15 protein-coding genes and 1 tRNA gene are annotated in these 22,153 nt (G+C 66.6%); 5 read left to right on the top strand and 11 right to left on the bottom strand.

The window, feature by feature from the left end; all coding sequences use genetic code 11:
• Window positions 1-33: 33 nt before the first annotated feature.
• From ABIC65_RS00390 to lon, 6 genes are all read right to left on the bottom strand, one after another.
• A complete protein-coding gene (locus tag ABIC65_RS00390; RefSeq protein ID WP_354306237.1) occupies window positions 34-2,814 on the bottom strand; it encodes a TonB-dependent receptor domain-containing protein in 2,781 nt (926 codons plus the stop codon).
• 87 nt (window positions 2,815-2,901) lie between these two features.
• Complete coding sequence (locus ABIC65_RS00385) at window positions 2,902-4,503, bottom strand: hypothetical protein (protein ID WP_354306236.1); 1,602 nt, start codon at window positions 4,501-4,503, stop codon at window positions 2,902-2,904.
• Between the two features lie 177 nt (window positions 4,504-4,680).
• A complete protein-coding gene (locus tag ABIC65_RS00380; protein ID WP_354306235.1) occupies window positions 4,681-5,571 on the bottom strand; it encodes a DMT family transporter in 891 nt (296 codons plus the stop codon).
• A gap of 136 nt (window positions 5,572-5,707) precedes the next feature.
• A tRNA-Val gene (locus ABIC65_RS00375) sits at window positions 5,708-5,782 on the bottom strand.
• Between the two features lie 108 nt (window positions 5,783-5,890).
• Window positions 5,891-6,163, bottom strand: a complete 273-nt coding sequence (locus ABIC65_RS00370; RefSeq protein WP_064311555.1) for an HU family DNA-binding protein — start codon at window positions 6,161-6,163, stop codon at window positions 5,891-5,893.
• A 158-nt stretch (window positions 6,164-6,321) separates the two neighbouring features.
• Window positions 6,322-8,778: an endopeptidase La gene (lon, locus tag ABIC65_RS00365; protein WP_354306234.1), complete on the bottom strand. Its 2,457-nt coding sequence runs from the start codon at window positions 8,776-8,778 to the stop codon at window positions 6,322-6,324.
• A 244-nt stretch (window positions 8,779-9,022) separates the two neighbouring features.
• Here lon and ABIC65_RS00360 point away from each other — a divergent pair, with 244 nt between their 5' ends.
• From ABIC65_RS00360 to ABIC65_RS00350, 3 genes are all read left to right on the top strand, one after another.
• Window positions 9,023-10,714: a M1 family metallopeptidase gene (locus ABIC65_RS00360; protein WP_354307742.1), complete on the top strand. Its 1,692-nt coding sequence runs from the start codon at window positions 9,023-9,025 to the stop codon at window positions 10,712-10,714.
• Window positions 10,711-11,313 carry a methyltransferase family protein gene (locus ABIC65_RS00355; protein WP_354306233.1) on the top strand — a complete coding sequence of 201 codons (603 nt, stop codon included), beginning with the start codon at window positions 10,711-10,713 and terminating at the stop codon, window positions 11,311-11,313. Before ABIC65_RS00360 ends, ABIC65_RS00355 begins: the two co-directional genes overlap by 4 nt.
• A gap of 103 nt (window positions 11,314-11,416) precedes the next feature.
• A complete protein-coding gene (locus tag ABIC65_RS00350) occupies window positions 11,417-12,019 on the top strand; it encodes a hypothetical protein (RefSeq protein ID WP_354306232.1) in 603 nt (200 codons plus the stop codon).
• Window positions 12,020-12,129: 110 nt separating this feature from the next.
• Here ABIC65_RS00350 and clpX read toward each other — a convergent pair whose 3' ends face one another.
• The 3 genes from clpX to ABIC65_RS00335 all read right to left on the bottom strand — a co-directional run bounded on the left by clpX (window position 12,130) and on the right by ABIC65_RS00335 (window position 16,490).
• Window positions 12,130-13,395 carry an ATP-dependent Clp protease ATP-binding subunit ClpX gene (gene clpX, locus ABIC65_RS00345; RefSeq protein WP_064311561.1) on the bottom strand — a complete coding sequence of 422 codons (1,266 nt, stop codon included), beginning with the start codon at window positions 13,393-13,395 and terminating at the stop codon, window positions 12,130-12,132.
• Window positions 13,396-13,540: 145 nt separating this feature from the next.
• Window positions 13,541-14,197 carry an ATP-dependent Clp protease proteolytic subunit gene (locus tag ABIC65_RS00340; RefSeq protein ID WP_010543021.1) on the bottom strand — a complete coding sequence of 219 codons (657 nt, stop codon included), beginning with the start codon at window positions 14,195-14,197 and terminating at the stop codon, window positions 13,541-13,543.
• A 91-nt stretch (window positions 14,198-14,288) separates the two neighbouring features.
• On the bottom strand, window positions 14,289-16,490 hold the full coding sequence (locus tag ABIC65_RS00335) for a family 1 glycosylhydrolase (RefSeq protein WP_354306231.1): 2,202 nt from the start codon (window positions 16,488-16,490) through the stop codon (window positions 14,289-14,291).
• 212 nt (window positions 16,491-16,702) lie between these two features.
• Here ABIC65_RS00335 and ABIC65_RS00330 point away from each other — a divergent pair, with 212 nt between their 5' ends.
• Entirely contained in the window at window positions 16,703-17,842 is a 1,140-nt protein-coding gene (locus ABIC65_RS00330) for a cellulase family glycosylhydrolase (protein WP_436286708.1), read from the top strand.
• Between the two features lie 66 nt (window positions 17,843-17,908).
• Here ABIC65_RS00330 and glf read toward each other — a convergent pair whose 3' ends face one another.
• Both glf and ABIC65_RS00320 read right to left on the bottom strand, forming a co-directional pair.
• Entirely contained in the window at window positions 17,909-20,113 is a 2,205-nt protein-coding gene (gene glf / locus ABIC65_RS00325) for a UDP-galactopyranose mutase (RefSeq protein WP_436286707.1), read from the bottom strand.
• Between the two features lie 263 nt (window positions 20,114-20,376).
• Complete coding sequence (locus ABIC65_RS00320) at window positions 20,377-21,075, bottom strand: pirin family protein (RefSeq protein ID WP_354306228.1); 699 nt, start codon at window positions 21,073-21,075, stop codon at window positions 20,377-20,379.
• Between the two features lie 120 nt (window positions 21,076-21,195).
• On the opposite strand from ABIC65_RS00320, the gene ABIC65_RS00315 reads away from it, so the two are divergent.
• Window positions 21,196-22,125, top strand: a complete 930-nt coding sequence (locus ABIC65_RS00315; protein ID WP_354306227.1) for a LysR family transcriptional regulator — start codon at window positions 21,196-21,198, stop codon at window positions 22,123-22,125.
• The last annotated feature ends 28 nt before the right edge of the window (window positions 22,126-22,153 follow it).

Genomic DNA, 22,153 nt, shown 5'->3' with positions numbered 1-22,153 from the left:
CCCCGGGCGTTTCGCTCCTGAGAACGGCCTCGATCAGAAGGTCGTGCTGAGGCCGATGCTGAAAATGCGGCCTTGGATATAGCGGTTCGCATAGACGATCTTGCCGCTGTCGAACGTCTGCCGCTCGTTGAAGCGCGTGCGGGTAAGGTTGCGCGCCTCCAGCTTCAGTTCGAACTGCGCGCCGCGGATCTCGAAGCCCTGGCGCCCGACGATGTCGAAGCGCACGCCCGGCCGCTCGATCACGTCCGGCTGGAAGCCGGTGCCGGACAGGTTGGACGGGCCGCGATTGGTCACGCGGTCGCTCGCATAGTTGAACAGGAAGGTCAGCTGCGACAGGCGGGCGGTGTCCTCCAGGCTCAGCTGCAGATTGACCAGATGATCGGACTGGCCGGTGAGCGGCGCGCCGTCGCGGAACTGGAGCGACGCCGGGCCGAACCCGGTCGGACAGGAACCGATCGTCTGGTTGAGCACGTTCGGCGCGCAGCTGCAGTCCGCGGTGATCTCCGAATGCGTGTAGGTGTAGTTGGCGATCGCGGTGATCCGGCGCGTCGCGAAGAAGGCGCCGTTCAGCCCTTCCAGCGGGATGTACTTCTGCACCTCGACTTCGCCGCCATAGAGCGTCGCCTTGGGCAGGTTGGTGAAGCCGGTCTGCAGTCGATCGTCCGAGCCGGTGTAGAAGCCGACCTGCTCGATCGGATTGCGGATCCGCTTGTAGAAGCCGGCAAGCGTGAAGCGCTGCTCGCGCGCGAAGAACCACTCGTAGCGCGCCTCGAAATTCTGAAGAGTCGAGTCGCGCAGCAGCGGGTTGCCGAAGAACAGGCGGTCCGAGTCCGGATCGCGGAACTGCTGCGGCGCGAGCTCGCGGAACTGCGGGCGCGAGATCGTCTTCGCATAGCTGCCGCGCAGCTGCATGTCGGGCGCGAAGTTCCAGGTGAGCGTGACCGCCGGCAGCCAATAATCATTGTCCAGCCGCGTCGACGGACTGTCGACGGGCGTCACGAACTGCTTGCCCTTCTCGTAACGCACGCCGCCGACCACGCGGAGACCGTCGATCGCATCGGTCTCGGCCTGGAGATAGCCGGCATGGATGCGCAAGCCCGCATCATAGGCATAGGCGCCGAGCGGCGTGTTGAACTGCAGCTGGATGGTGCAGGCGCCGGTGCCCTGCTGCGGGCAGGCGTTGTTCACCACGTCCGGGCTCAGCAGATAGTCCGGGCGCAGCAGGTTGTAGGGATAGCCCGGCGCGGTGCCGCCGCCGACGCTGGTCTGGTAGTTGAACTGCAGGCGCCGCGAAAAGCGCTTGGTGTCCGAATAATAATAGCCGGTCGACAGCGTCAGCGGGATCGCATCGGGCTTGTAGGAAAGGTCGCCCTGCCCAGTCCACAGATTCTCGTTGAGGTCCGAGAAGATGATCGAGGCGAAGGGCGAGAAGCGCTGGGTGACCTGATAGGCGCCGTTGCACTGGAAGCCGGTGGCGCCGTTGCCGCCGTCATAGGAAATCGGCTGGCCGGTGGTGGTGGTCGCCGAGCAGAGATAGTCGAACTGGCGCTCATAGGGCGCGTTGCGCTTCGAATTGGCATAGGCACCGCGCAGATCGAGCTTCACCCCGGTGAACGGGCGGAGCTCCGCCACGCCTTGGGTCTCGAACAGCTCGCGCTGGAACCAGTTCGTGTTCTGCTGGAAGCGCAGGCCGCTGGCGTTGTTGTACACTTCCGCCGCCGCGCCGCGGCCCTGCTTGAGCACGTCGCGGATGTACACGTTGGTGAGGCGGATGGTGTTCTCGCCAAAGGCATAGCCGAGGCCGAGCAGCCCGTTGGCGATCACCCGGTTGTCGGTCAGCAGCGTGCGGAAATCGTTGCGCAGGTCGCCATTGGTGTTGACGCTGTCCTGCTGGGTAATCAGCCGCGTCCTCCAGGTGTTGCTGTAGCCTAGCGAGGCGACGATGCCGAGCTGGTCGGCCCCCAGGTCGAGCGCCCCGCCGCCGCTGATCTCCGCGGACCAGTTCGCCGGCAGCTGCGCGTTGCGCTGGAGCAGCGTGGTCGAGGCGTTGGAGAGCTGCAGCACCTGGTCGGCCGGGATGATGCCCGTGCCCTTGGGCGCGTTGCGGATGAAGTCGGGCACCGAGCGGGTGCCGTCGTCGAAGCCGAGCCAGTCGTGCTTGCCGCCATAATAGGTGTAGCCGAGCTCGCTGGTGGTCGCGTCGTCTGCGGCGAGCGAGCCGCCGAAGGTGAGGAAATCCTTCTTCGGGATCGCCTTGGTGGTAAGGTTGATCACGCCGCCGCCGAACTCGCCGGGATAATTGACCGAATAGGTCTTCTGGACGAGCGCCGAGCCGACGATGGTGGTCGGAAAGATGTCGAGCGGCACCGAGCGGCGCAGCGGCTCCGGGCTCGGCAGCGGCGAGCCGTTGAGCAGCGACGAGGAATAGCGGTCGCCGAGGCCGCGGACATAGACGAAGCCGCCGCCGACCACGCTGAGACCGGTGACGCGGCTGAGTGCGCCGGCGATGTCGCCTTCACCCGTGCGGGCGATATCCTCGCTCGACAGGACCGAGACGACCTGCGGGGTCGCGCGGACGACGTTGGGGATGTAGCGACCGGTGACGACGATCTCCTGCGGCACGGAGCCGTCGAAGCCCGGCGCGGAGACCTCGACCGGCGGCTGCGCGTCCTGCGGCGCGGCTGTGTCCTGCGGGGTCGCCGCGGGGGCTGCCGGCGTCGGTGCGGGCGCGGCCGCGCTCTGGGCGAGCGCCGCCGCCGGCACGAGCTGGGACGTCAGAAGAAGAAGCGTGGCATAGGCGTGGCGTCGCTGCATGGCCGGGTCATCCAGTCTTGAAAGGTCGTGCGATGCCGGGGTGGTGGCGCGCACCACCCCGGCTCGGGTTCGCGGGTGCTTGCGGCCTCAGCGGCCGTTGCAGGCGAAGAACACCGAATTGAACACCGGCGGGCCCTGGTCCTGCAGCGCGTCGTTCTTGGCGCGGATCGTCGAGCGGTCGGTCTGGCTCGTCTCGCCGGCGACGAGGTTGACGCAGGCGACGTTCGACGGCGTCTTCACGATGCCGTTGACGAAGGTCATGTCCGCACCGCCCCGCAGCCGGATCGCCGCCGGGGCGATCGCCGTCTGAATGAAGGTGAAGTTGGCATAGCGGCCCCAGGTGCGCGGCAGCAGGTCCTCGGCATTGTTCGAGTCGATCTCGGTCGAGAAGGAGTCGGCCGTCGCGCCCGAGACCTTCTGCGCCGCGATCATGAACTGGATGAAGCCGCGCCAGCCATTGTCGACGTCGAAGCCGTCATCGTCCGCGCCGGTGACCGCGATATACTTGATGTTCGCGGCGCCGCCGAAGATTTCGATGCCGTCATCGGCCGAGTTGTGGCTCTGGATGTGATCGAGCACGGTGCCCGAGCCGACGCCGCCCAGCGTCAGGCCCTGCAGCTCGTTGCCGTCCGAGATGGCGATGCCCGAATAGCGGATCTGGACATAGGACATCTGGCCGCTGCTGTCGGCATCGTCGGTGCCGCCGTAGAAACGACCGGTGACGCCTTCGATCGCGAGCTGGCACGGCGTGGGGTTTGCGCCGCCGGTGCCGGAGGCGCACACCGCGGTGCGCGCACGGCCGAGCAGGATGATGCCGCCCCACTGGCCCTGGGTCGCGTCGCTGACGCCGTTGTTGGTCAGGTTCTGCTGCGAGGTGAAGATGATCGGCGCCTCGCGGGTGCCGACCGCCTGGATCTTCGAGCCGCGGTTGACGAGCAGCAGGTCGTTGGTTGCCTCGCTCGAATCAGCCGCGATGACGACGCCCGGCTCGATCGTCAGCGTCACGCCGGTGCCGCCGCTCGCGCCCTGGTCGGTGCCGACTTCGGTCTGGCCGCGCAGGCGGTAGAACACGCCCGCGATCTTCGGCAGCGTCAGGTTGTTGGTGATCGCAGCCGGCAGGCGGCAGGCGCGGAAGGTCTGGACGAGACCGTCATCGGTAGTGCCCGTCGGGCAGGCCGCGGCCGAGCCGCCGGTGCCGACCGCGGGTACCGCGGTGCAGGCAGCACCCGTGCCGCCGAAATTCGCGGTGGTCGAGTTGCAGGTCCACTGCTGGAAGGCGGTGTCGGTCGGGCCGTTCAGCGCGCCGACATAGTTGGTGCTGGTGAAGAAGCTGCCCAGCGACGACGGATCGGTCGCGGCGGTGAGCGAGGTGGCGGTCGCCGGGAACAGGCCGGAGATGGCCGCGCTCAGGCCGTTCACATTATTGTTAGCACCGCCCTTGACCAGCGCCAGCTGTTCGTCGGCAGTGATCGAAATGCCATTGACGGTAGTCTGGGCAGCGAACTGCGCGGCAGTGATGTCGGCGGTCGGCGCCGGGGTGGGCACGGGGGTGGGTGTCGGGGTCGGCGCGACGATCACGACGCTGCCTGCCCCCGGCGAGGCCACATTGTCCGCGCCGTTGCAGGCGGAGAGCGCCGCAGTGGCGGCTGTCGTCATGAACATTAGGCCGTAGCGCTTGAAGCTCGCCATCGCGCAATTTCTCCCGTCTTCGTTGTGAACCGGGCGCGTGGCGATGCGTGCGATGCCCCTCTTGCGCCCAAGCGGGCCCTAGACGGCGAAAATGACTCGATAATGCGGTTCTAATGACACTCTGAAGTCGCTTAAATTACGTTTTGGTGAAACCTGCGTCGCTTGGGGTGCCAGGACTCAAAGCCCGGCGGTGAGCACCACGCCGATGCAAACGGCCAGCCCGGCGATCGCCTGTCGCACACTGAGCGCCTCGCGAAACAGCCGATGCCCGGCCACCGCGGCGATCGGCATCTCGACCACGCCGAGCGAGCGCACCGCCGCCGCCGGCGCCAGGTTGAGCGCGAAGAACCAGCCGGACGAGGCCAGTGCCCCGAACAACCCGGCACCGAGCGATCCGCGCCATCCCGCAATCACCGCGCGCAGTGCCGCCGGATCGCGCCACAGCAGGAAGGCGATCAGCCCGACGGTCTGCACCGCCTGCACCAGCGTGACGCTGGTCATCGCCGCGAAGAAGGGATGCGCCGGCTCCAGCGCGAGTCCAGCATGGCGGAAGCCATTGAGGGCGAGTCCGAACAACAGGCCGGAAAGCGTCCCGAACACCACGCCGGGCAGCAGTCGCCCCTCCCCGCCCACCTTGCGTGGCCAGACCAGCACCGAAAGCCCCGCGGTCGTCGCCGCCACGCCCAGCCAGCCCAGCGCACTCAGCGTATCCCCGAAGACGATCAGGCCCGCCAGCGCGGCCAGCGGCACCGAGCTCTGCTGGAGCGCGGTGCCGACCGCGAAGCCGGCATGGTGCATCGCCTGGAGCAACGCCGCGGTGGCGAGCACCTGCGCCAGTGCGCCGAGCAGCGCCGGCCACCAGAAGGCCCAGCCGAGATGCGGGTGGAGATTGCCCGGCCCCGCCACGGCGATGGCGCCCAGCATCAGCGCGGTCGAGAAGGGCAGCCCGAACAGGAAGCGCACCAGCGTCGCGCCCCAGGGGCCGCTGGAGGCCATCATGCCGCGCTGGAAGGCGTTGCGCGCCACCTGGAAGGCCGCCGCCGCGACCGTCGCTCCTGCCCACAACATCGACCTCGTCTCCTTCCGCGCCCGCGCGCGGCAATCGGAGGACCGGCCATGGGCTGTGGCGCCGCGCCTATCGCGCGCCAGCGGGGCGAGCAACGAAAAAGCCCGCCGAACCTGGGGTCCGGCGGGCTTCTCTACATGGTGGGCGCGGCTGGGATTGAACCAGCGACCCCTGCGGTGTGAACACAGTGCTCTACCACTGAGCTACGCGCCCATTGGCCTGTGGGTAAACCCCTGCGGCCGAAACGGGAAGCGGGCCTTTACGGTGCGGTTGGCGGTCTGTCCAGCCCCGTTTCGCACCCTGCCCGCAAATTTTCGGTGCTTAGTTCACCGAATCCTTCAGCACCTTGCCCGGCTTGAACTTGGGCTGGTTCGATGCCTTGATGGTCATCTCCTCGCCGGTACGCGGGTTGCGGCCGGTCGAAGCCTTGCGCTTGCTGACCGAGAAGGTGCCGAAGCCGACGAGGCGGACTTCGTCGCCCTTCTTGAGCGCGCCGGTGATCACGTCGAACACCGCTTCGACGGCTTTCACCGCGTCGCCCTTGGCCAGGCCCGAAACATCCGCAACCTGACCGATCAGCTCTTGCTTGTTCATGCTGGTGCAAACCCCCTGATATTGTGCGGGATACCGCGTTGGATTGGATTGGATAGCCGAATGAGTCGCGGCGGCTGCGCTAGCGTGCGAGTCAGCACGGGCGAGCCGCCGGAGTCAAAGTCTTTCGGCGCGAATTGCGTCAGAAAAGTTACGACATGTCAATGATGCAAAGCATCTCCGATCGCCGGCAGCCCGGCGGGCGGCTGGGTAGCGAGATCATCGGCATCCGACCAGTCGATTGCAGTGAGCGGCTCGGTCAAGGCAAGCCGCAAAACCTCGTCGACGTGCGAAACCGGGACAATCTCCAGCCCCTCGCGAATGTTCGCAGGGATTTCGGCGAGGTCCTTCTCATTCTCCTCCGGGATCAGCACCATCTTGATGCCGCCGCGCAGCGCCGCGAGCAGCTTCTCCTTGAGCCCGCCGATCGGCAGCACCCGACCCCGCAGCGTCACTTCGCCGGTCATGGCGATGTCCTTGCGAACCGCGACGCCGGTCAGCGTAGAGACGATCGAGGTGACCAGCCCGATACCCGCCGACGGACCATCCTTCGGCACCGCGCCCTCGGGCAGGTGGACGTGGATGTCCTTGCGCGCGAACAGGCTCGGCTTGATGCCGTAGCTCGGGCTGCGCGCACGGACGAAGCTGAACGCGGCTTCCACCGATTCCTTCATCACGTCGCCCAGCTTGCCGGTCGTCTTGATCGCGCCCTTGCCGGGCACGGTGACGCTCTCGATGGTCAGCAGCTCGCCGCCCACCTCGGTCCAGGCAAGGCCGGTGACCGCACCGATCTGGTGCTCTTCCTCGCCCACGCCGAAGCGATACTTCCTGACACCGGCATATTCCGCCAGATTCTCGGGGGTGATGGTGACCTGGGTCTCCTTGCCCTCCAGGATCTTGCGCAGGCTCTTGCGAGCGAGCTTGGCGATCTCGCGCTCCAGCGTACGCACGCCGGCTTCGCGGGTGTAATAGCGGATCAGGTCGCGCAGGCCCTCGTTGGTGAGCGTGAACTCGCCGTCCTTCAGCCCGTGCGCGTCGACCTGCTTGGCGACCAGATGCCGCTCGGCGATCTCGACCTTCTCGTCCTCGGTATACCCCTCCAGGCGGATGATCTCCATGCGGTCGAGCAGAGGCTGTGGCAGGTTGAGCGAGTTGGCCGTGCACACGAACATCACGTCCGAAAGATCGATGTCGATCTCCAGATAATGGTCGTTGAACTTGCTGTTCTGCTCCGGATCCAGCACCTCGAGCAGCGCCGAGGCGGGATCGCCGCGGAAATCCTGGCCGAGCTTGTCGATTTCGTCGAGCAGGAACAGCGGGTTCGAGGTGCCGGCCTTCTTCAGGTTCGACACGATCTTGCCCGGCAGCGAGCCGATATAGGTCCGGCGATGGCCGCGGATCTCGGCCTCGTCACGCACGCCGCCCAGCGACTGACGGATGAACTCACGGCCAGTCGCCTTGGCGATCGACTTGCCCAGGCTGGTCTTGCCCACGCCCGGCGGGCCGACGAGGCACAGGATCGGCCCCTTCAGCTTGTTGGTGCGCGCCTGGACCGCAAGATATTCGACGATCCGGTCCTTCACCTTCTCCAGGGCATAATGGTCCTGGTCGAGCACGCCCTGCGCCTCGGCGATGTCCTTCTTCAGCTTGGACTTCTTGCCCCAGGGCAGGCCCAGCAGCACGTCGAGATAGTTGCGCACGACGGTGGCCTCGGCCGACATCGGCGCCATCGTCTTGAGCTTCTTCAGCTCGCCCTGCGCCTTGGCGCGGGCTTCCTTGGAGAGCTTAAGCGTGGCGATCTTTTGGGTGAGTTCGGCGACCTCATCGCCCTCGCCCTCTTCGCCCTCATTGCCCAGCTCGCGCTGGATCGCCTTGAGCTGCTCGTTGAGATAATATTCGCGCTGCGTCTTCTCCATCTGGCGCTTGACGCGGCTGCGGATCTTCTTCTCGACCTGCAGCACGCCCAGCTCGCCCTCCATGAAGGCGAACACCATCTCGAGACGCTTTTGGGGATCGTTCTCGACCAGCAGCGCCTGCTTGTCGGCTACCTTGACCGAGATGTTGGCGGCGACCGCGTCGGCGAGGCGCGACGGATCTTCCAGCTCGCCCAGCTGGACGGCGGTCTCGGCCGGCAGCTTGCGGTTGAGCTTGGCGTAATTCTCGAACTGCTCGACGACCGAGCGCATCAGCGCCTTCAGCTCGGGGCTGAGATCCTCGGGCTTCAGATTGGAAACGGCCTCGTCGACGCCTTCCTGCGCGGCTTCGAGCGCGGTATCGCCCGCTTCCACCGGCTCGACATGGGCGGTGAGATAGGCGCCGGTCTCCTCGATGGAGAGCAGGTTGCCACGCTCCTTACCGGCGACGAGCACGCGCACGGTGCCGTCGGGCAGCTTGAGCAGCTGGAGCACTTCGGCGGAAACGCCTGTATCGTAGAGGTCTTCGCGGCCGGGATCGTCCTCGGCCGGATCGAGCTGCGCGACGAGGAAAATCTCCTTGTCGGCAGCCATCGCCGCTTCCAGCGCCGCGACCGACTTATCACGGCCGACGAACAGCGGCACGATCATGTGCGGGAAGACGACGATGTCGCGAAGCGGCAGGACGGGATAGGACTGCTTCATGAAAACTCCGGGTCTGCCCCCATCGGGGGGCACCATAGACCTTATATATGGGGCCTGGAACGAGCGCATCAATCGCGTGGCGGCATTAACCCAGATTGCGGTGGAAAACTCCAGCCCTCGGCTGCGTTCTTACGCCTCTCGCCTCGCACGGCGGCAGCGCTATCATGCCCGCACCTGTCGATTCGCCCGTGGAACGGGACAACAGGGCCATTTGGGGGACGCATTGAAGATTTCGACATTCGCGATGGCCGTGGCCGCGCTCACGACGACGATGGGGCAGGCACAGGCACAGAAGCGCGGCGAGCCGCCGATCACCCCGACGACCCAGGCCTCTGGCGGCGCCATCGCGCCGGAGCGCGCGGCGCTGCGGCTCGACCATGCCGATCTCGCGATCGAGGTGCTGCCGGCCAGCTATGCGCTGCACGGCACCGCCACGCTCACCCTGCGCACCAGCGCACCGCAACGCGAGCTGCAGATCGACCTCGACCGCAACCTGCCGGTCAGCGCGATCACGATCGACGGCAAGCCCCTGACGCCCGCGCAGTGGCGCAACCCCGAAGGCCGGCTGTTCATCACCCTGCCCCGCCCGCTCAAGGCCGGCGACAAGGTGGTTGCCGAGATCGCCTATGGCGGAACCCCGCACGTCGCGGTGCGCGCGCCCTGGGACGACGGCCTCGTCTGGGCGACCACGCCGGGCGACAAGAAGCCCTGGATCGCCACCACCGCGGAAGGCTATGGCTGCGATCTGTTCTGGCCGTGCCTCGATTTCCCGCAGGGCGAGCCCGCGCTGGTCGACCTGCACATCACCGTGCCCGCCGGGCTCAAGGCGCCGTCCAACGGCAAGCTGTTGCGGGTGGAGACGCTCGCCGACGGCCGCACCACCTGGCACTGGCGCGCGAAGAGCCCCAACCCCTATGACGTCGCGCTCAACATCGGCCCTTATCAGGAGCTGACGGCCGTGTATAAGAGCCGCTTCGGCAACAGCTTCCCGCTGCACTATTGGTATCTGCCCGGCCGTGAAGCCAAGGCCAAGGCGCTGTTCGCCGAGTTCGCACCGACGGTCGATTTCTACGAGAGCATGATCGGCCCCTTCCCCTGGGGCGACGAGAAGCTCGGCGTGGTCGAGACGCCGCACATGGGCATGGAGCACCAGACGATCAACGCGTATGGCAACAACTACCGCAAGACGCCGTCGGGCTTCGACGAGATCTTCCAGCACGAGCTTGGCCATGAATGGTTCGGCAACCAGCTGACCGCTGCCAACTGGGACGATTACTGGCTGCACGAGGGCTATACCCAGTATATGCAGCCGCTCTACGGCCAGTGGCGCGAGGGCGATGCCCGCTACGCCGCGATGATGGACCAGTACCGCCTCGCCATCCGCGACAAGGCGCCGATCGTCGCGGGCAAGATCCGCACCGAGGAAGAGGTGTACGAGGAGGACAAGGGCGGCCCCGGCCAGGACATCTATTACAAGGGCGCCTGGATCCTCCACACCCTGCGCTACCTGATCGGCGACGACCAGTTCTTCGAGGTGACCCGGCGGATCGTCTATGGCCGGCCGGATCCCAAGCCCGGCAACTTCACGCCCCGCTTCGGCACCACGCCCGAATATATCGGCATCGTCAAACAGGTGACCGGCCAAGACCTGCAATGGTTCTTCGACGTCTATCTCTACCAGGCCGACCTGCCCGAGCTGGTCAGCGAGCGCGCCGGTGACCGGCTGACGCTGCGCTGGAAGACGCGCGCCGACCGGCCGTTCCCGCTTCCGGTGGACGTGTCGATCGACGGCAAGCTGCAGAAGGTGGCGATGCCCGGCGGCGCCGCTACGCTGACCGTTCCCGCCGCCGCACATGTCGTGCTTGATCCGAACGCGCATATCCTGCGTCGCTCGGACGCGGTGGACGCGGTCCAGCGCTGGGCGCGCGAACGATGATCGCGATCGTCGCACCCACGCCGATCGGCGTGCCGGCACTGATTGCGTTGCTGATCGGGCTGGCGGGTTTCGTCGCCGCACTGCTGTTCTTCCGCTTCCGCCGGTTCCGCCGCGGTGAGGCCGACGCGCAGATCAGCAGCCGATCGGGCCGTGGCATCTGGCTACAGGGCGCGGGCTTTTTCCTCGTCGCCTTCGGCCCGATGCGGCCCACGCTGCAGGCCGCGTCGGCGGCATCGCTCGGCCAGGCGGTCGTGGTGACGGTCTTCGTCGGCACCTGCATCGGCCTGTTCCTATCGGCGGCGACGGCGATGGGCAGCAACTGGAGCTTCGCCGCCCGCACCCGGCGCGACCATGACCTGGTCACCTGGGGGCCCTTCGCCACCATCCGGCACCCGATCTATACGGGCCTGTTCGCGATGCTGCTGGCGATGGCGACCGCCTTCGGCCACTGGCGCGGACTGGTCCTGGGACTGCCGCTGTTCGCCTGGGGTACCTGGATCCGGGTCGTCGAGGAGGAAGCGCTGCTGCGCGCACGGTTCGGCCGCCCATATGAGGCCTATGCCGCCCGCGTGAAGCGCTTCGTGCCCGGCCTCTTCTGACCTGCGCGCGGGGCGCACCGGCACGCCCCCGCTTGCATCGTCCGCAAGGCTCTGCGACTCTTCGACCGCACCATGAGATGCGCACGACCTGCTGGGGTGAGGAATGAAACTGCTTCGCGGCCTGATCCTGGGGCCTGTCCTGATGCTCGCCGCGCTGCCGGCCAGCGCACAGGAAGATCTGCGCATCGACGGCGACTGGACGCACACCGCCAGCGGCATGGTGTTCCCGGAGCGGCTCGGCAATGCGCTGCGCACGCGAATCCACAGCTATGATGCCGAACAGCTCGACGTCAGCGCCGGCTACTCGCTGCGGCGCGGCGGCGAGCTCGGCTTCGTGACTCTCTACGTCTACCCCGCCCCGCCCGGGCAGCACTGCGCGGATGCGTTTGCCGAGATCGAGCGCAACGTCGCCAGGAGCTATGCCGATGTGAAGCTGGCGTTGCAGGACCGGTGGCCCTCCCCTTCCGGCGCCACCCCCGACGTCGCCTATCACGCCCGCTTCACCATGACCGGAACGCTCGACGGGAAGGAGCAACCCTTGACCTCCGAAAGCTATCTGTTCTGCCCCGCCGGCGGCACCTGGCTGGTGGCGGCGCGCGGAAGCTGGTCGCGCTCGGCAAAGCTCGAAGACGCGTTCGCCGAGCTGCTGCATGGTCTCGACTGGCCGCCCGAACTGGACGATGCGGAAAGCGCCGACGACAACTGAGTCATCCACCGGCACCCGGACAGAACCAGCGCCGGTGCATGGCTGAAAAACAAGAAGGCGCGCGGGTCGGGGTGACCCACGCGCCTTTTGTTCGATGCCGTCGTTCGGGATCAGGCGGCGCTGCCGGCCTTTTCCTTCTTGGCGTAGATGCGGACAGGCTCCTTGCGGCCCTCGACCACATCCTTGTCGACCACGACCTCGTCGACACCGTCCATGCTGGGCAGGTCGAACATCGTGTCGAGCAGGATGCCTTCGAGGATCGAGCGGAGGCCGCGGGCGCCGGTCTTGCGTTCGATCGCCTTCTTCGAGACGGCGGTGAGCGCGTCGTCGGTGAAGCCGAGCTTGACCGCCTCCATGTCGAACAGCTTCTGATACTGCTTGACCAGGGCGTTCTTCGGCTCGGTCAGGATCTTGATCAGCGCCTCGACGTCGAGGTCTTCCAGCGTCGCGATCACCGGCAGACGGCCGACGAATTCGGGGATCAGGCCGAACTTCAGGAGATCCTCCGGCTCGGTCTGGCGGAGCAGCTCGCCGGTGCGACGCTCGTCGGGTGCGGCGACATGCGCGCCGAAGCCGATCGACTTGCCCTGCAGACGATCCCCGATGATCTTCTCGAGGCCCGAAAAGGCGCCGCCACAGATGAACAGGATGTTGGTCGTATCCACCTGCAGGAATTCCTGCTGCGGGTGCTTGCGACCGCCCTGTGGCGGAACGCTCGCGGTGGTGCCTTCCATCAGCTTGAGCAGCGCCTGCTGCACGCCCTCGCCCGACACGTCGCGCGTGATCGACGGATTCTCGGCCTTGCGGCTGATCTTGTCGATCTCGTCGATGTACACGATGCCGCGCTGCGCCCGCTCGACATTATAGTCCGAGGCCTGGAGCAGCTTGAGGATGATGTTCTCCACGTCCTCGCCGACATAGCCGGCTTCGGTGAGCGTGGTGGCATCGGCCATGGTGAACGGCACGTCGAGGATGCGCGCCAGCGTCTGCGCCAGCAGCGTCTTGCCGCAGCCGGTAGGGCCGACGAGCAGGATGTTCGACTTTGCGAGCTCAACATCGGCACCCTTGGCGCCGTGGTTGAGCCGCTTGTAGTGGTTGTGCACCGCGACCGAGAGGACGCGCTTCGCCTTCTTCTGGCCGATGACATAGTCGTCGAGCACGTCGCAGATTTCCTGCGGCGAGGGGACGCCCCCGTCCTTCTTGGACACCAGCGAGGACTTGGTCTCCTCGCGGATGATGTCGTTGCACAGCTCGACGCACTCATCGCAGATGAACACGGTCGGGCCGGCGATGAGCTTGCGCACCTCGTGCTGGCTCTTGCCGCAGAAGGAGCAATAGAGCGTGCTCTTCGAGTCACCGCCGCTGAGCTTGGTCATTCAATCCATCCTTCGCGCCTCGGGCGCGTAACGCTCGCCTGCCATCCTACACGCAGGCGAAATTCCGGCAATCCATAAATCGCCCCGCCCGCCCGACGTTCCATGCACCGGGAATCGTCAGGCGGCCGAGGATAGGGATATAGTGTTAATTTGCCGCTGCCGCATCCTCGCTCGGCACTGGGCGCTTCTCGTAGACTTCGTCGACGATGCCGAAGGCCTTGGCCTCCTCGGCTTCGAAGAACGAGTCGCGGTCCATCGTCGTCTCGATCTTCTCGATCGGCTGGCCGGTATACTTCGCATACAGCGCGTTCATACGCGCGCGGATCCGCAGGATTTCCTTGGCCTGGATCTCGATGTCCGACGCCATGCCCTGGGCACCGCCCGAGGGCTGGTGGAGCATGATGCGGGCGTTGGTCAGCGCCACGCGCAGGCCCGGCTCGCCCGAGGCCAGCAGGAACGAACCCATCGACGCCGCCTGGCCGATGCACACCGTGCCGACGCGCGGACGGATATACTGCATCGTGTCGTGGATCGCCATGCCCGCCGTGACGACGCCGCCCGGCGAATTGATGTACATCCAGATGTCCTTCTTCGGATTTTCCGATTCGAGGAACAGCAGCTGGGCGGTGATCAGCGAGGCCATATGGTCTTCCACCTGGCCGGTGACGAACACGATCCGCTCCCGCAGCAGGCGCGAATAGATGTCGAAGCTGCGCTCGCCGCGGCTCGACTGCTCGATGACGATGGGAACGAGTGCGCCGGTAACGGGATCGATGGTCATCTGACCGGAAAGCGGATGCATGTGGGATGATCTCGTGGTTGTTGTATTGCCCGCGACTACATCGGCGCTCCGGCTGCCCAGCGCAAGAGGGGCTTTGCCGGAGGGTCCGGGCTCAGGCGGATTGCAGCGCCTCGATCCCCTGCCCCGCTCTCTCGATGCGTTCCAGCACCTCGGGCGTGGTGGCGAAGGCCTGCAGCGCAGCCTCGAGTGAGGGCATACGCTGACTGGCGAGCGGCACATGGCAGGGGCGTGCGGCCTTCCAGCCGAGCGCGGCGCCGGGGACCGCATCGATCAGTCGGACCGGCAGCCCGCAGGCTTCTGCTACCGACGTAGCGAAGCCCGCCCAGCTTACCGCTCCCTGGTTGACAAGATGCAGGATGCCGCTCGTTCCGTCGATCAGTTCGTCAAGCACCGCGTTGCAAAGATCGGGTACATAGGCGGGGGAGACGACTTGATCCTTCGCGGCGGCAAACCGCCGCCCAACCGCCAGCGCCTCGATTGCGTGTACCGCGAAGTTGTGCTGGTCCCAGGGCGAGAAGAACGCTGCCGTCCGCACAATCAGGTGGCTGCCGGGCACACCGCCGATCGCTACCTCCATCGCCGCCTTGCTACGGCCGTAGGCACCAAGCGGCCCGCAAGGATCGGCCTCGGTATAGGGTCTGCCCGAGGTGCCGTCGAACACCAGGTCGCTGGAGAAACTGACCGTCGCGATGTCGCGCTCGGACGCCGCGATTGCGAGTTGGGTGGCGCCCAGGCAATTGGCAGCGAAGCACGCCGCTTCCTCGTCTTCCGCATCGTCGACACGCACCCAGCCCGCCGCGTTGATCACCGCCCAGGGCTGATGCGTGTCGAGCGCGGCGGAGATCGAGGCGCTGTTGCCAAGATCAAGCCCCGCGCGATCGGTGAGGACATAGGCGAGCCCGCGAACCTCGCAGCTGCGGGCGAGTGCCTGCCCGAGTGTGCCGGTCGCGCCGGCGATCAGCAAGGGACGCCCGGGCCCGCCCCTGCTTCTGCACCGCGAGCCCGGATAGGGGTGCGGCCGGGGTTGATGGGTCAGGCGTAAATCCCGCTGCCACCACCCCTTGCCGTCGAGCACGGGGTGGTCGTGCCGTCCGCCTCGAACGAGCGCCTGCAGCAGCGGCACCATCGCCGTGGGGCGCGGTCCGCCGCCGCGGATGTCGAATACACCGGGCTCGTAGAGTCCCGGTGCCGTCAGCAGCGTGTTCCAGCCCGAGGCGCCGAACAGCGACCAGGCAGTCACCGCTTGTACTTCGACGCCTGCGGCGCGCGCGGCCTCGGCATCCTGCCAGGCGTCACGCATCCAGCGCATCTGTTCCTCACGGGTGCAGCCGTTATGGACCTCGCTGATCGCAATCGGGATGCGATAGCGCGACCAGGCCTCTGCAAGCGCGTTCGCCAAGCCGGCGGGCGCGGGATCGAGCACCCGCACCGCCTCGGTATCGACATAGGCAATGCTGCCGTTGCCGCCGCGCATCGCCGGCGGATAGGCCGCGACATTCTCGTCCAGAAAGCGGTCGCTCGTCAGGTAATGGTTGATGCCGATCACATCCGGCGGACAAGGCGCGCCGGCGAGCGCTTCCAGCTTATCGGCCAGCCCGAAACCGGCCAGCCGCTCCCACAGCGCATGGCCGGGGACGACGCGGCCGCACAGCAGGTCCCAGCCCATCCAGCGCCGGTCATTGTCATAGGCGACCTGGGGCCGGGTAGCCGGCGTACCATAGGTCTTGCCGAGATCCTCCGTCTGGATCAGCCGAGCATCCGGCCGCACTTGCCGCACCGCCGCCATGGCGCAAACCGCGCCTTCTACCTGATGCACCAGTGCGCGCCAGAAGCTGCCCTCGTCCCGGGCGTGCGGATACCAGTGCCCATAGAGCGCGGCGAACCTGGCGGTCGTCAGCGGCTCGTTGACCGGCGTCCAGTCGGCGATCCACGGATAGCGATCGGCGACGCGTGCGGCATACTCGCCCAGTTTCACGCCGAACTGGGGATCGAGGAGGTCGGTGCGCCGAGGGCCGCTGCCATGATGGATCAACCCGACGATCGGCCGAATGCCGAGGTCGCGGATCCGCGCCAGACGGCTGTCGCTCCACGCCCAGTCACAGCACGCCGAATCGTCCGGGCAGACGCGCTCCCATAGCACCGGGAAGCGTAATGCCTGCACACCAAGGGCCGCGATGCGATCCAGATCCTCCGGCCGGCCGTGATGGCCGGTTTCGATCAGTTGATCGCGGAATCCATCGCCGACGCGGTTCACCGTGCACTCAGCACCGCCCCAAAGTTCTAGTGGTTTCATCGGGGCCCTCCTCTGCCGGATGGTTGGAGGAGCGACGCTCGCGACCAACCCGGGTTAGCGTCGCGGCTCGGTTCGTCGCAAAAATTCCCCGTTCCCCTCCGAGGAAGCGCGTAGCGGATACGACCGCAATTCACTTCTCCGCCTATAAAAACCACATTGTTATCAGGGGTTGTGCAGCGATGTCGGAACGAGTGTTGGCGGAGTTCGAGGCGATGGTCAGCCGTTGGTCGGAAATCGAAGCGAAGACGTGGTATGCGCAGCAGCCCTGGGTAATGGGCTGCAACTTCACGCCCTCGAACGCGATCAACCAGCTCGAGATGTGGCAGGCGGCGACCTTCGACATCGAAGCGATCCGCGCCGAGCTGGCGCTGGCGGCGGACGTCGGCATGAACGCGGTGCGGGTCTACCTGCACGACCTGCTCTGGGCCGAAGACCCGCAAGGCTTTCTCGACCGCATCGCAACGATGCTGGCGGTGGCGGACGGCTACGGCATCCGGGTGATGCTGGTCCTGTTCGATTCCTGCTGGCACCCGGACCCCGCGTTGGGCCCGCAGCCCGCGCCCAAGCCGGGCGTGCACAATTCCGGCTGGGTGCAGTCGCCCGGCATTCCGGCGCTGCGCGATCCTGCCCAACGGCCTCGGCTCGAAGCCTATATCAAGGGCGTGGTCGGCCGCTTCCGCAATGATCGCCGCGTGCTCGCCTGGGATATCTGGAACGAGCCGGACAATGGCCCCGAGGTTTCGCTGTGCGACGCAGGCGAGCTCGGCGCCAAGGCCGACCTCGTCCTGCCGCTGCTGGTCGACGCGTTCGCCTGGGCACGCAGCATGCGCCCCGTGCAGCCGCTGACCAGCGGCATCTGGCTGGGCGACTGGTCCTCGCCCGAGCTGCTCACGCCGCTGCAGCAGGCGCAGACCGGCCTGTCCGATGTGATCTCGTTCCACAATTATGGCACCGCCGAGGATTTCGCGCAGCGGATCGATTGGCTGAGCGGGTTCGACCGGCCGATCTGGTGCACCGAGTTCATGGCGCGCCCGGCGGGCAGCACCTTCGAGGCCATCCTGCCGGTGGCCAAGGCTCGCCAAGTCGGCGCGTTCTGCTGGGGCCTGGTGCGCGGCAAGACGCAGACCCACCTGCCCTGGGCGGCCTGGGAAAACCCGAATCTGGCGGGGCTCAAGGACAAGTGGTTTCATGACATCTTTGACGTCGGCGGCGTTCCCTATGACGACACCGAGGTCGAGTTCCTCCGTCTGTTGCGCACGCTCGACGACAAGGCGCCCCATTGGCCGATCATTGGAGTGGAGGCGGGAAAGGACCGCCCGAACACTTCCGACGGCTCGGCCAAGGCGGCGTAACGCTCTCTCCTCTCCCGCAGCCAATCCCCCTCCCGCAAGCGGGCGGGGGACAAGAAGCAGCAGCCCTCATTCCGCCAGCGCCGCGGCCGTGAGCGGCGGGGCCTCGCGTTCTTCGGCGATGTGGCGGCGATAGGTGGCGAGCGCCTGCCCAACCACCTGGTCCATGTTGTAATAGCGATAGGTCGCCAGCCGGCCGACGAACAGCACGCCCTTGGTCGCCTCGGCCAGCGCTTCATAGCGCTTGAACAGCGCCTGGTTCTCCGGGCGCGGGATCGGGTAATAGGGATCCCCTTCCGCGCTCGGATATTCATAGGTGAGGCTGGTAGTCGGCGCCTGCTGGCCGGTGAGGTGCTTGTACTCGGTCACCCGCGTGAACGGCACCGTCTCGTCCGGATAGTTCACCACGGCCACCGGCTGCGCCCATTCGCGGTCCTCCTGGACATGTTCGAAGCGCAGCGAGCGATAGGGCAGCTTACCGAAGCGGAAGTCGAAATATTCGTCGATCGGGCCGGTATAGACGATCTGGTCGAAGCTGAACCGGCGCTTCGCCTCCTCGAAGGTCACGCCCAGTTCGAGGTCGATGTTCGGATGATCGAGCATCCTCGCGAACATCGCGGTGAAGCCGTCGCGCGGCATCGCCTGGAAGCGGTCGGTGAAATAGCGGTCGTCGGTGTTGGTCCGCGTCGGCACGCGGGCGGTGACGCTCTTGTCGAGCTCCGACGGATCAATCCCCCATTGCTTGCGGGTATAGCCCTGGAAGAAGGTCTCGTAGAGCTCGCGCCCCACCGCCGAGATTACCACGTCCTCGGAACTGCGGATCACCGTCACCGGCTCGGCGCGCGCGGCGAGGAAGGCGGCGGCCTCCTCCTCGGTCTCCAGCGAAAGACCGAACAGCGCGTTCAGCGTCGTCCGGTTGATCGGGATCGGCACCAGCTGCCCGCGCACCTCGGCGAGCACGCGGTGCTCATATGGCCGCCATTCGGTGAAGCGCGAGAGATAGTCGAAGATATCCGCGCTGTTGGTGTGGAAGATATGCGGGCCGTACTGGTGGATCAGGATGCCCGCTTCATCCTTGTGATCGAACGCATTGCCGGCGATGTGCGGCCGCTTGTCGATCACCAGCACGCGCTTGCCGGCATCGGCCGCCAGCCGCTCGGCCATCACCGATCCGGCGAAGCCCGCGCCGACGATCAGATAGTCGTAATGCGCGCTGCGCACCGGCTTGAGCAGCGGCCGGTCCGGCTCGGCGACCTGCAGGATTAGCCCCAGCATCCGCGCCGCGACCTGATCCCAGCTCTGCTCGGCGAGCAGCGTGTCCGCTTCGATCCGCCAGGCGTCGCCGGTGCGGCGCAAGGCCAGCGCCTGGTCGCAGGCATCGACGAACGCCGCGGCGCCCTCCGCCACGAACACGCCGGCGACGTCGCCATAGTGGCGGATCACATCGACGATCGGCGTCGATACCACCGGCAGGCCTGCCGCGAGATATTCCGGCGTCTTGGTCGGGCTGATGAAGCGCGTCGCCGCGTTGATCGCGAACGGCATCAGCGCAACGTCCCAGCCGCCGGCATAAAGCGGCAGCTCGGCATAGCTCTTCGAGCCCAACCAGGCGATGTTGGCGCGCTGCGGCAGTTCGGCGGGATCGATCTTGACCACCGGGCCGACCATCACGATCGTCAAGTCGGGCCGCGCATCGGCGATCGCCGCGATCAGCCCCAGGTCCATCCGCTCGTCGATCACGCCGTAGAAGCCGAGCCTCGGGCGCGGCAGCCCGGCCTGATCGGCGACATCCTGCACCAGCGCGCGCGCCTGCGCGAAATGCGCAGTATCGACGCTCGAGGGGAACGGGTGGACCGACGCATGGCTGCCGCGCTTGGCTTCGTAGAGGCTGTAGCCGCCGGTGAAGACGAGATCGGCGAGACCGAACAGTTCCTGCTCAAGCGGCATCAGCTCGGGCGGGGCGAAGCGGAAGTTCTTCAGCTCGTCCATGCAGTCATAAACGGTACAGGCGGCCGCGAGATGCCGCGAGAAGGGCAGCATCATCGGCGTGTAATACCAGCGGATCAGCTGTTCGCCGATGCCCGCGACATGCTCGTCGAGCAGCGCCCGCAGCGCCGCCGTTCGCGCATCGCCGCCCATGCTACCGGGCAGATGGGGCACCGCCACGGTCACCCCTGCCCCTTCGTCGCGCAACTCCAGCCAAGGCGTCGGGCTGTCGTCGTCGACCGGCTCTTCCCAGAACAGCACGTCCATGTTGCGCGCAAAGCGGGTCATGAGGTGCTGGGGTCGCTGGAAGACGAAGTTCCAGCGAAGATGCGAAAAGCAGATCAGCGCGAAGTTGCTGCTCGAATGCGTGGTAGCGGCATGGTTGGTCAAGGACGGTTTCCCTGTTGCGGTCAACAGGGAGAACCCGCCCACGCTTCATGCCGTTCCAAGATCACGGCAACAATTCTATTTAAATCAGCATGATACAAGTTAATGCAATTTAGTCCCGCAGCAGCAGGGCGGGCGACACCGAAGTACCGCCCGTCTTTCGTTCAGGCCGCGTCGACCATCACGATCTCGCTGTCTTCGATCGCGGTGATCTTCACCACGTCGGCATCCTTGATCGCGGCGCCGTCGCGGGCATTGACCCGCACGCCGTCGATTTCCACCGCTCCGGTGGCGGGCACCAGATAGGCGCGGCGATCGCTGCCGAGCGTGTACTCCGCGGTCTCGCCGGCGCGCAGGGTCGCCCCCACCACGCGGGCATCGGTGCGGATCGGCAGTGCGTCGCCGTCGCCCTCGAAGCCGCTCGCCAGCACCACGAACTGGCCGGCGCGATCGGTCTTCGGGAAGGGGCGCGTGCCCCAACTCGGCTTCTCGCCGCCGCGGGTCGGCTGGATCCAGATCTGGAAGATGCGGGTGGTCTCGTCTTCCTTGTTATATTCCGAATGGGCGATCCCGGTGCCCGCAGACATCACCTGCACGTCGCCGGCGACGGTGCGACCGTGATTGCCCAGATTGTCTTGGTGCGTGATCGCGCCGTCGCGGACATAGGTGATGATCTCCATGTCGCGGTGCGGGTGCGGCGGGAAACCGCTCTGCGGCGCGATCGTGTCGTCGTTCCACACGCGCAGATTGCCCCAGCTGGTGCGGGCCGGATCATAATAGTTGGCGAAGGAGAAATGGTGCTTGGCGTCGAGCCAGCCATGGTTTGCACCGCCGAGGCTGGAAAAGGGGCGAAGTTCGATCATTGTGGGTCTCCCTGTGGGGGTGCGCCGGCTCTCGGCGCCGCTTCGATGACCCGGATATAGGCGGGCTCGACTTCTCCAATCAGTCGGATAAGTTGAAGCGAAACGTTCCAGGAAATAGAAATGTCAAACCCGGGCACGCCCACCTTCGACCAGCTCCGCATCTTCCTCGCCGTGGTGGACAGCGGCAGCTTCGCTGGCGCGGGGCGCCAGCTCAACCGCGCGGTGTCGGTGATCAGCTACGGCATCGCCAATCTCGAGGCGCAGCTCGGCGTGCTGTTGTTCGACCGCGAGGGCACCAAGAAGCCCCGCCTTACCACCGCCGGCGAAGCGGTGCTGGCCGAGGCGCGGACGGTGGCGCAGGGCATCGACGGGCTGCGCGCCAAGGTGAAGGGGCTGCTCGACGGGCTGGAGGCAGAGGTGAACCTCGCCGTCGACGTGATGCTGCCCACCCGGCGACTGGGCGAAGTGCTGCGCGCCTTCCGCGCCGAATTTCCGACGGTGACGCTGCGCCTCCACGTCGAGGCGCTGGGCGCGATCACCAGCCTGGTGCTGGACGGCAAGGCGGTGCTCGGCATTTCCGGCCCGCTGGCACAAGGCATGAACGGCATCGAGTGCGAGGCGGCCGGCTCGGTGGCGATGGTGCCGGTTGCCGCCCCCGACCATCCGCTCGGCCGGATGGACCCGATCCCGCCCGGTGCGGGGCGCGACCATGTCCAGCTCGTGCTCTCCGACCGCTCCCCGCTCACCGCCGGCCGCGATTTCGCGGTGATGAGCCCGCGCACCTGGCGGCTGGCCGATCTCGGCGCCAAGCACGCGCTGCTCCGCGAAGGCATCGGCTGGGGCAACATGCCGCTGCCGCTGATCGAGCCGGACCTCGTCGCGGGCACGCTGGTACGGCTAGCGATGCCGGAAAGCCCCGGCGGCATGTACCGGTTCGGCGCGATCTGGCGACGGGACGTGCCACCTGGCCCGGCGGCGTCGTGGCTGCGCGCGCGGTTCGTGGACGTCGGCCGCGAGGACGTGGACCTGGAGGGCCTGGGCGAGGCTTAGATGATGGAGAACCGCCGCGCGAGATGGT

The sequence above is a fragment of the Sphingomonas trueperi genome (assembly GCF_040545665.1).
Taxonomy (GTDB): domain Bacteria; phylum Pseudomonadota; class Alphaproteobacteria; order Sphingomonadales; family Sphingomonadaceae; genus Sphingomonas; species Sphingomonas trueperi_B.
This window is presented reverse-complemented; position numbering and strand designations above follow the sequence as displayed.

Bases quoted from the DNA above. Each gene is read 5' to 3' on its own strand.
- ABIC65_RS00355 (WP_354306233.1), top strand. From the start codon at position 10,711: ATGATCGCGATCGTCGCACCCACGCCGATCGGCGTGCCGGCACTGATT.
- lon (WP_354306234.1), bottom strand. From the start codon at position 8,778: ATGAAGCAGTCCTATCCCGTCCTGCCGCTTCGCGACATCGTCGTCTTC.
- ABIC65_RS00360 (WP_354307742.1), top strand. From the start codon at position 9,023: ATGGCCGTGGCCGCGCTCACGACGACGATGGGGCAGGCACAGGCACAG.
- clpX (WP_064311561.1), bottom strand. From the start codon at position 13,395: ATGACCAAGCTCAGCGGCGGTGACTCGAAGAGCACGCTCTATTGCTCC.
- ABIC65_RS00315 (WP_354306227.1), top strand. From the start codon at position 21,196: ATGTCAAACCCGGGCACGCCCACCTTCGACCAGCTCCGCATCTTCCTC.
- ABIC65_RS00370 (WP_064311555.1), bottom strand. From the start codon at position 6,163: ATGAACAAGCAAGAGCTGATCGGTCAGGTTGCGGATGTTTCGGGCCTG.
- ABIC65_RS00380 (WP_354306235.1), bottom strand. From the start codon at position 5,571: ATGTTGTGGGCAGGAGCGACGGTCGCGGCGGCGGCCTTCCAGGTGGCG.
- ABIC65_RS00335 (WP_354306231.1), bottom strand. From the start codon at position 16,490: ATGAAACCACTAGAACTTTGGGGCGGTGCTGAGTGCACGGTGAACCGC.
- ABIC65_RS00340 (WP_010543021.1), bottom strand. From the start codon at position 14,197: ATGCATCCGCTTTCCGGTCAGATGACCATCGATCCCGTTACCGGCGCA.
- ABIC65_RS00350 (WP_354306232.1), top strand. From the start codon at position 11,417: ATGAAACTGCTTCGCGGCCTGATCCTGGGGCCTGTCCTGATGCTCGCC.
- ABIC65_RS00320 (WP_354306228.1), bottom strand. From the start codon at position 21,075: ATGATCGAACTTCGCCCCTTTTCCAGCCTCGGCGGTGCAAACCATGGC.
- ABIC65_RS00385 (WP_354306236.1), bottom strand. From the start codon at position 4,503: ATGGCGAGCTTCAAGCGCTACGGCCTAATGTTCATGACGACAGCCGCC.
- glf (WP_436286707.1), bottom strand. From the start codon at position 20,113: ATGACCCGCTTTGCGCGCAACATGGACGTGCTGTTCTGGGAAGAGCCG.
- ABIC65_RS00390 (WP_354306237.1), bottom strand. From the start codon at position 2,814: ATGCAGCGACGCCACGCCTATGCCACGCTTCTTCTTCTGACGTCCCAG.
- ABIC65_RS00330 (WP_436286708.1), top strand. From the start codon at position 16,703: ATGGTCAGCCGTTGGTCGGAAATCGAAGCGAAGACGTGGTATGCGCAG.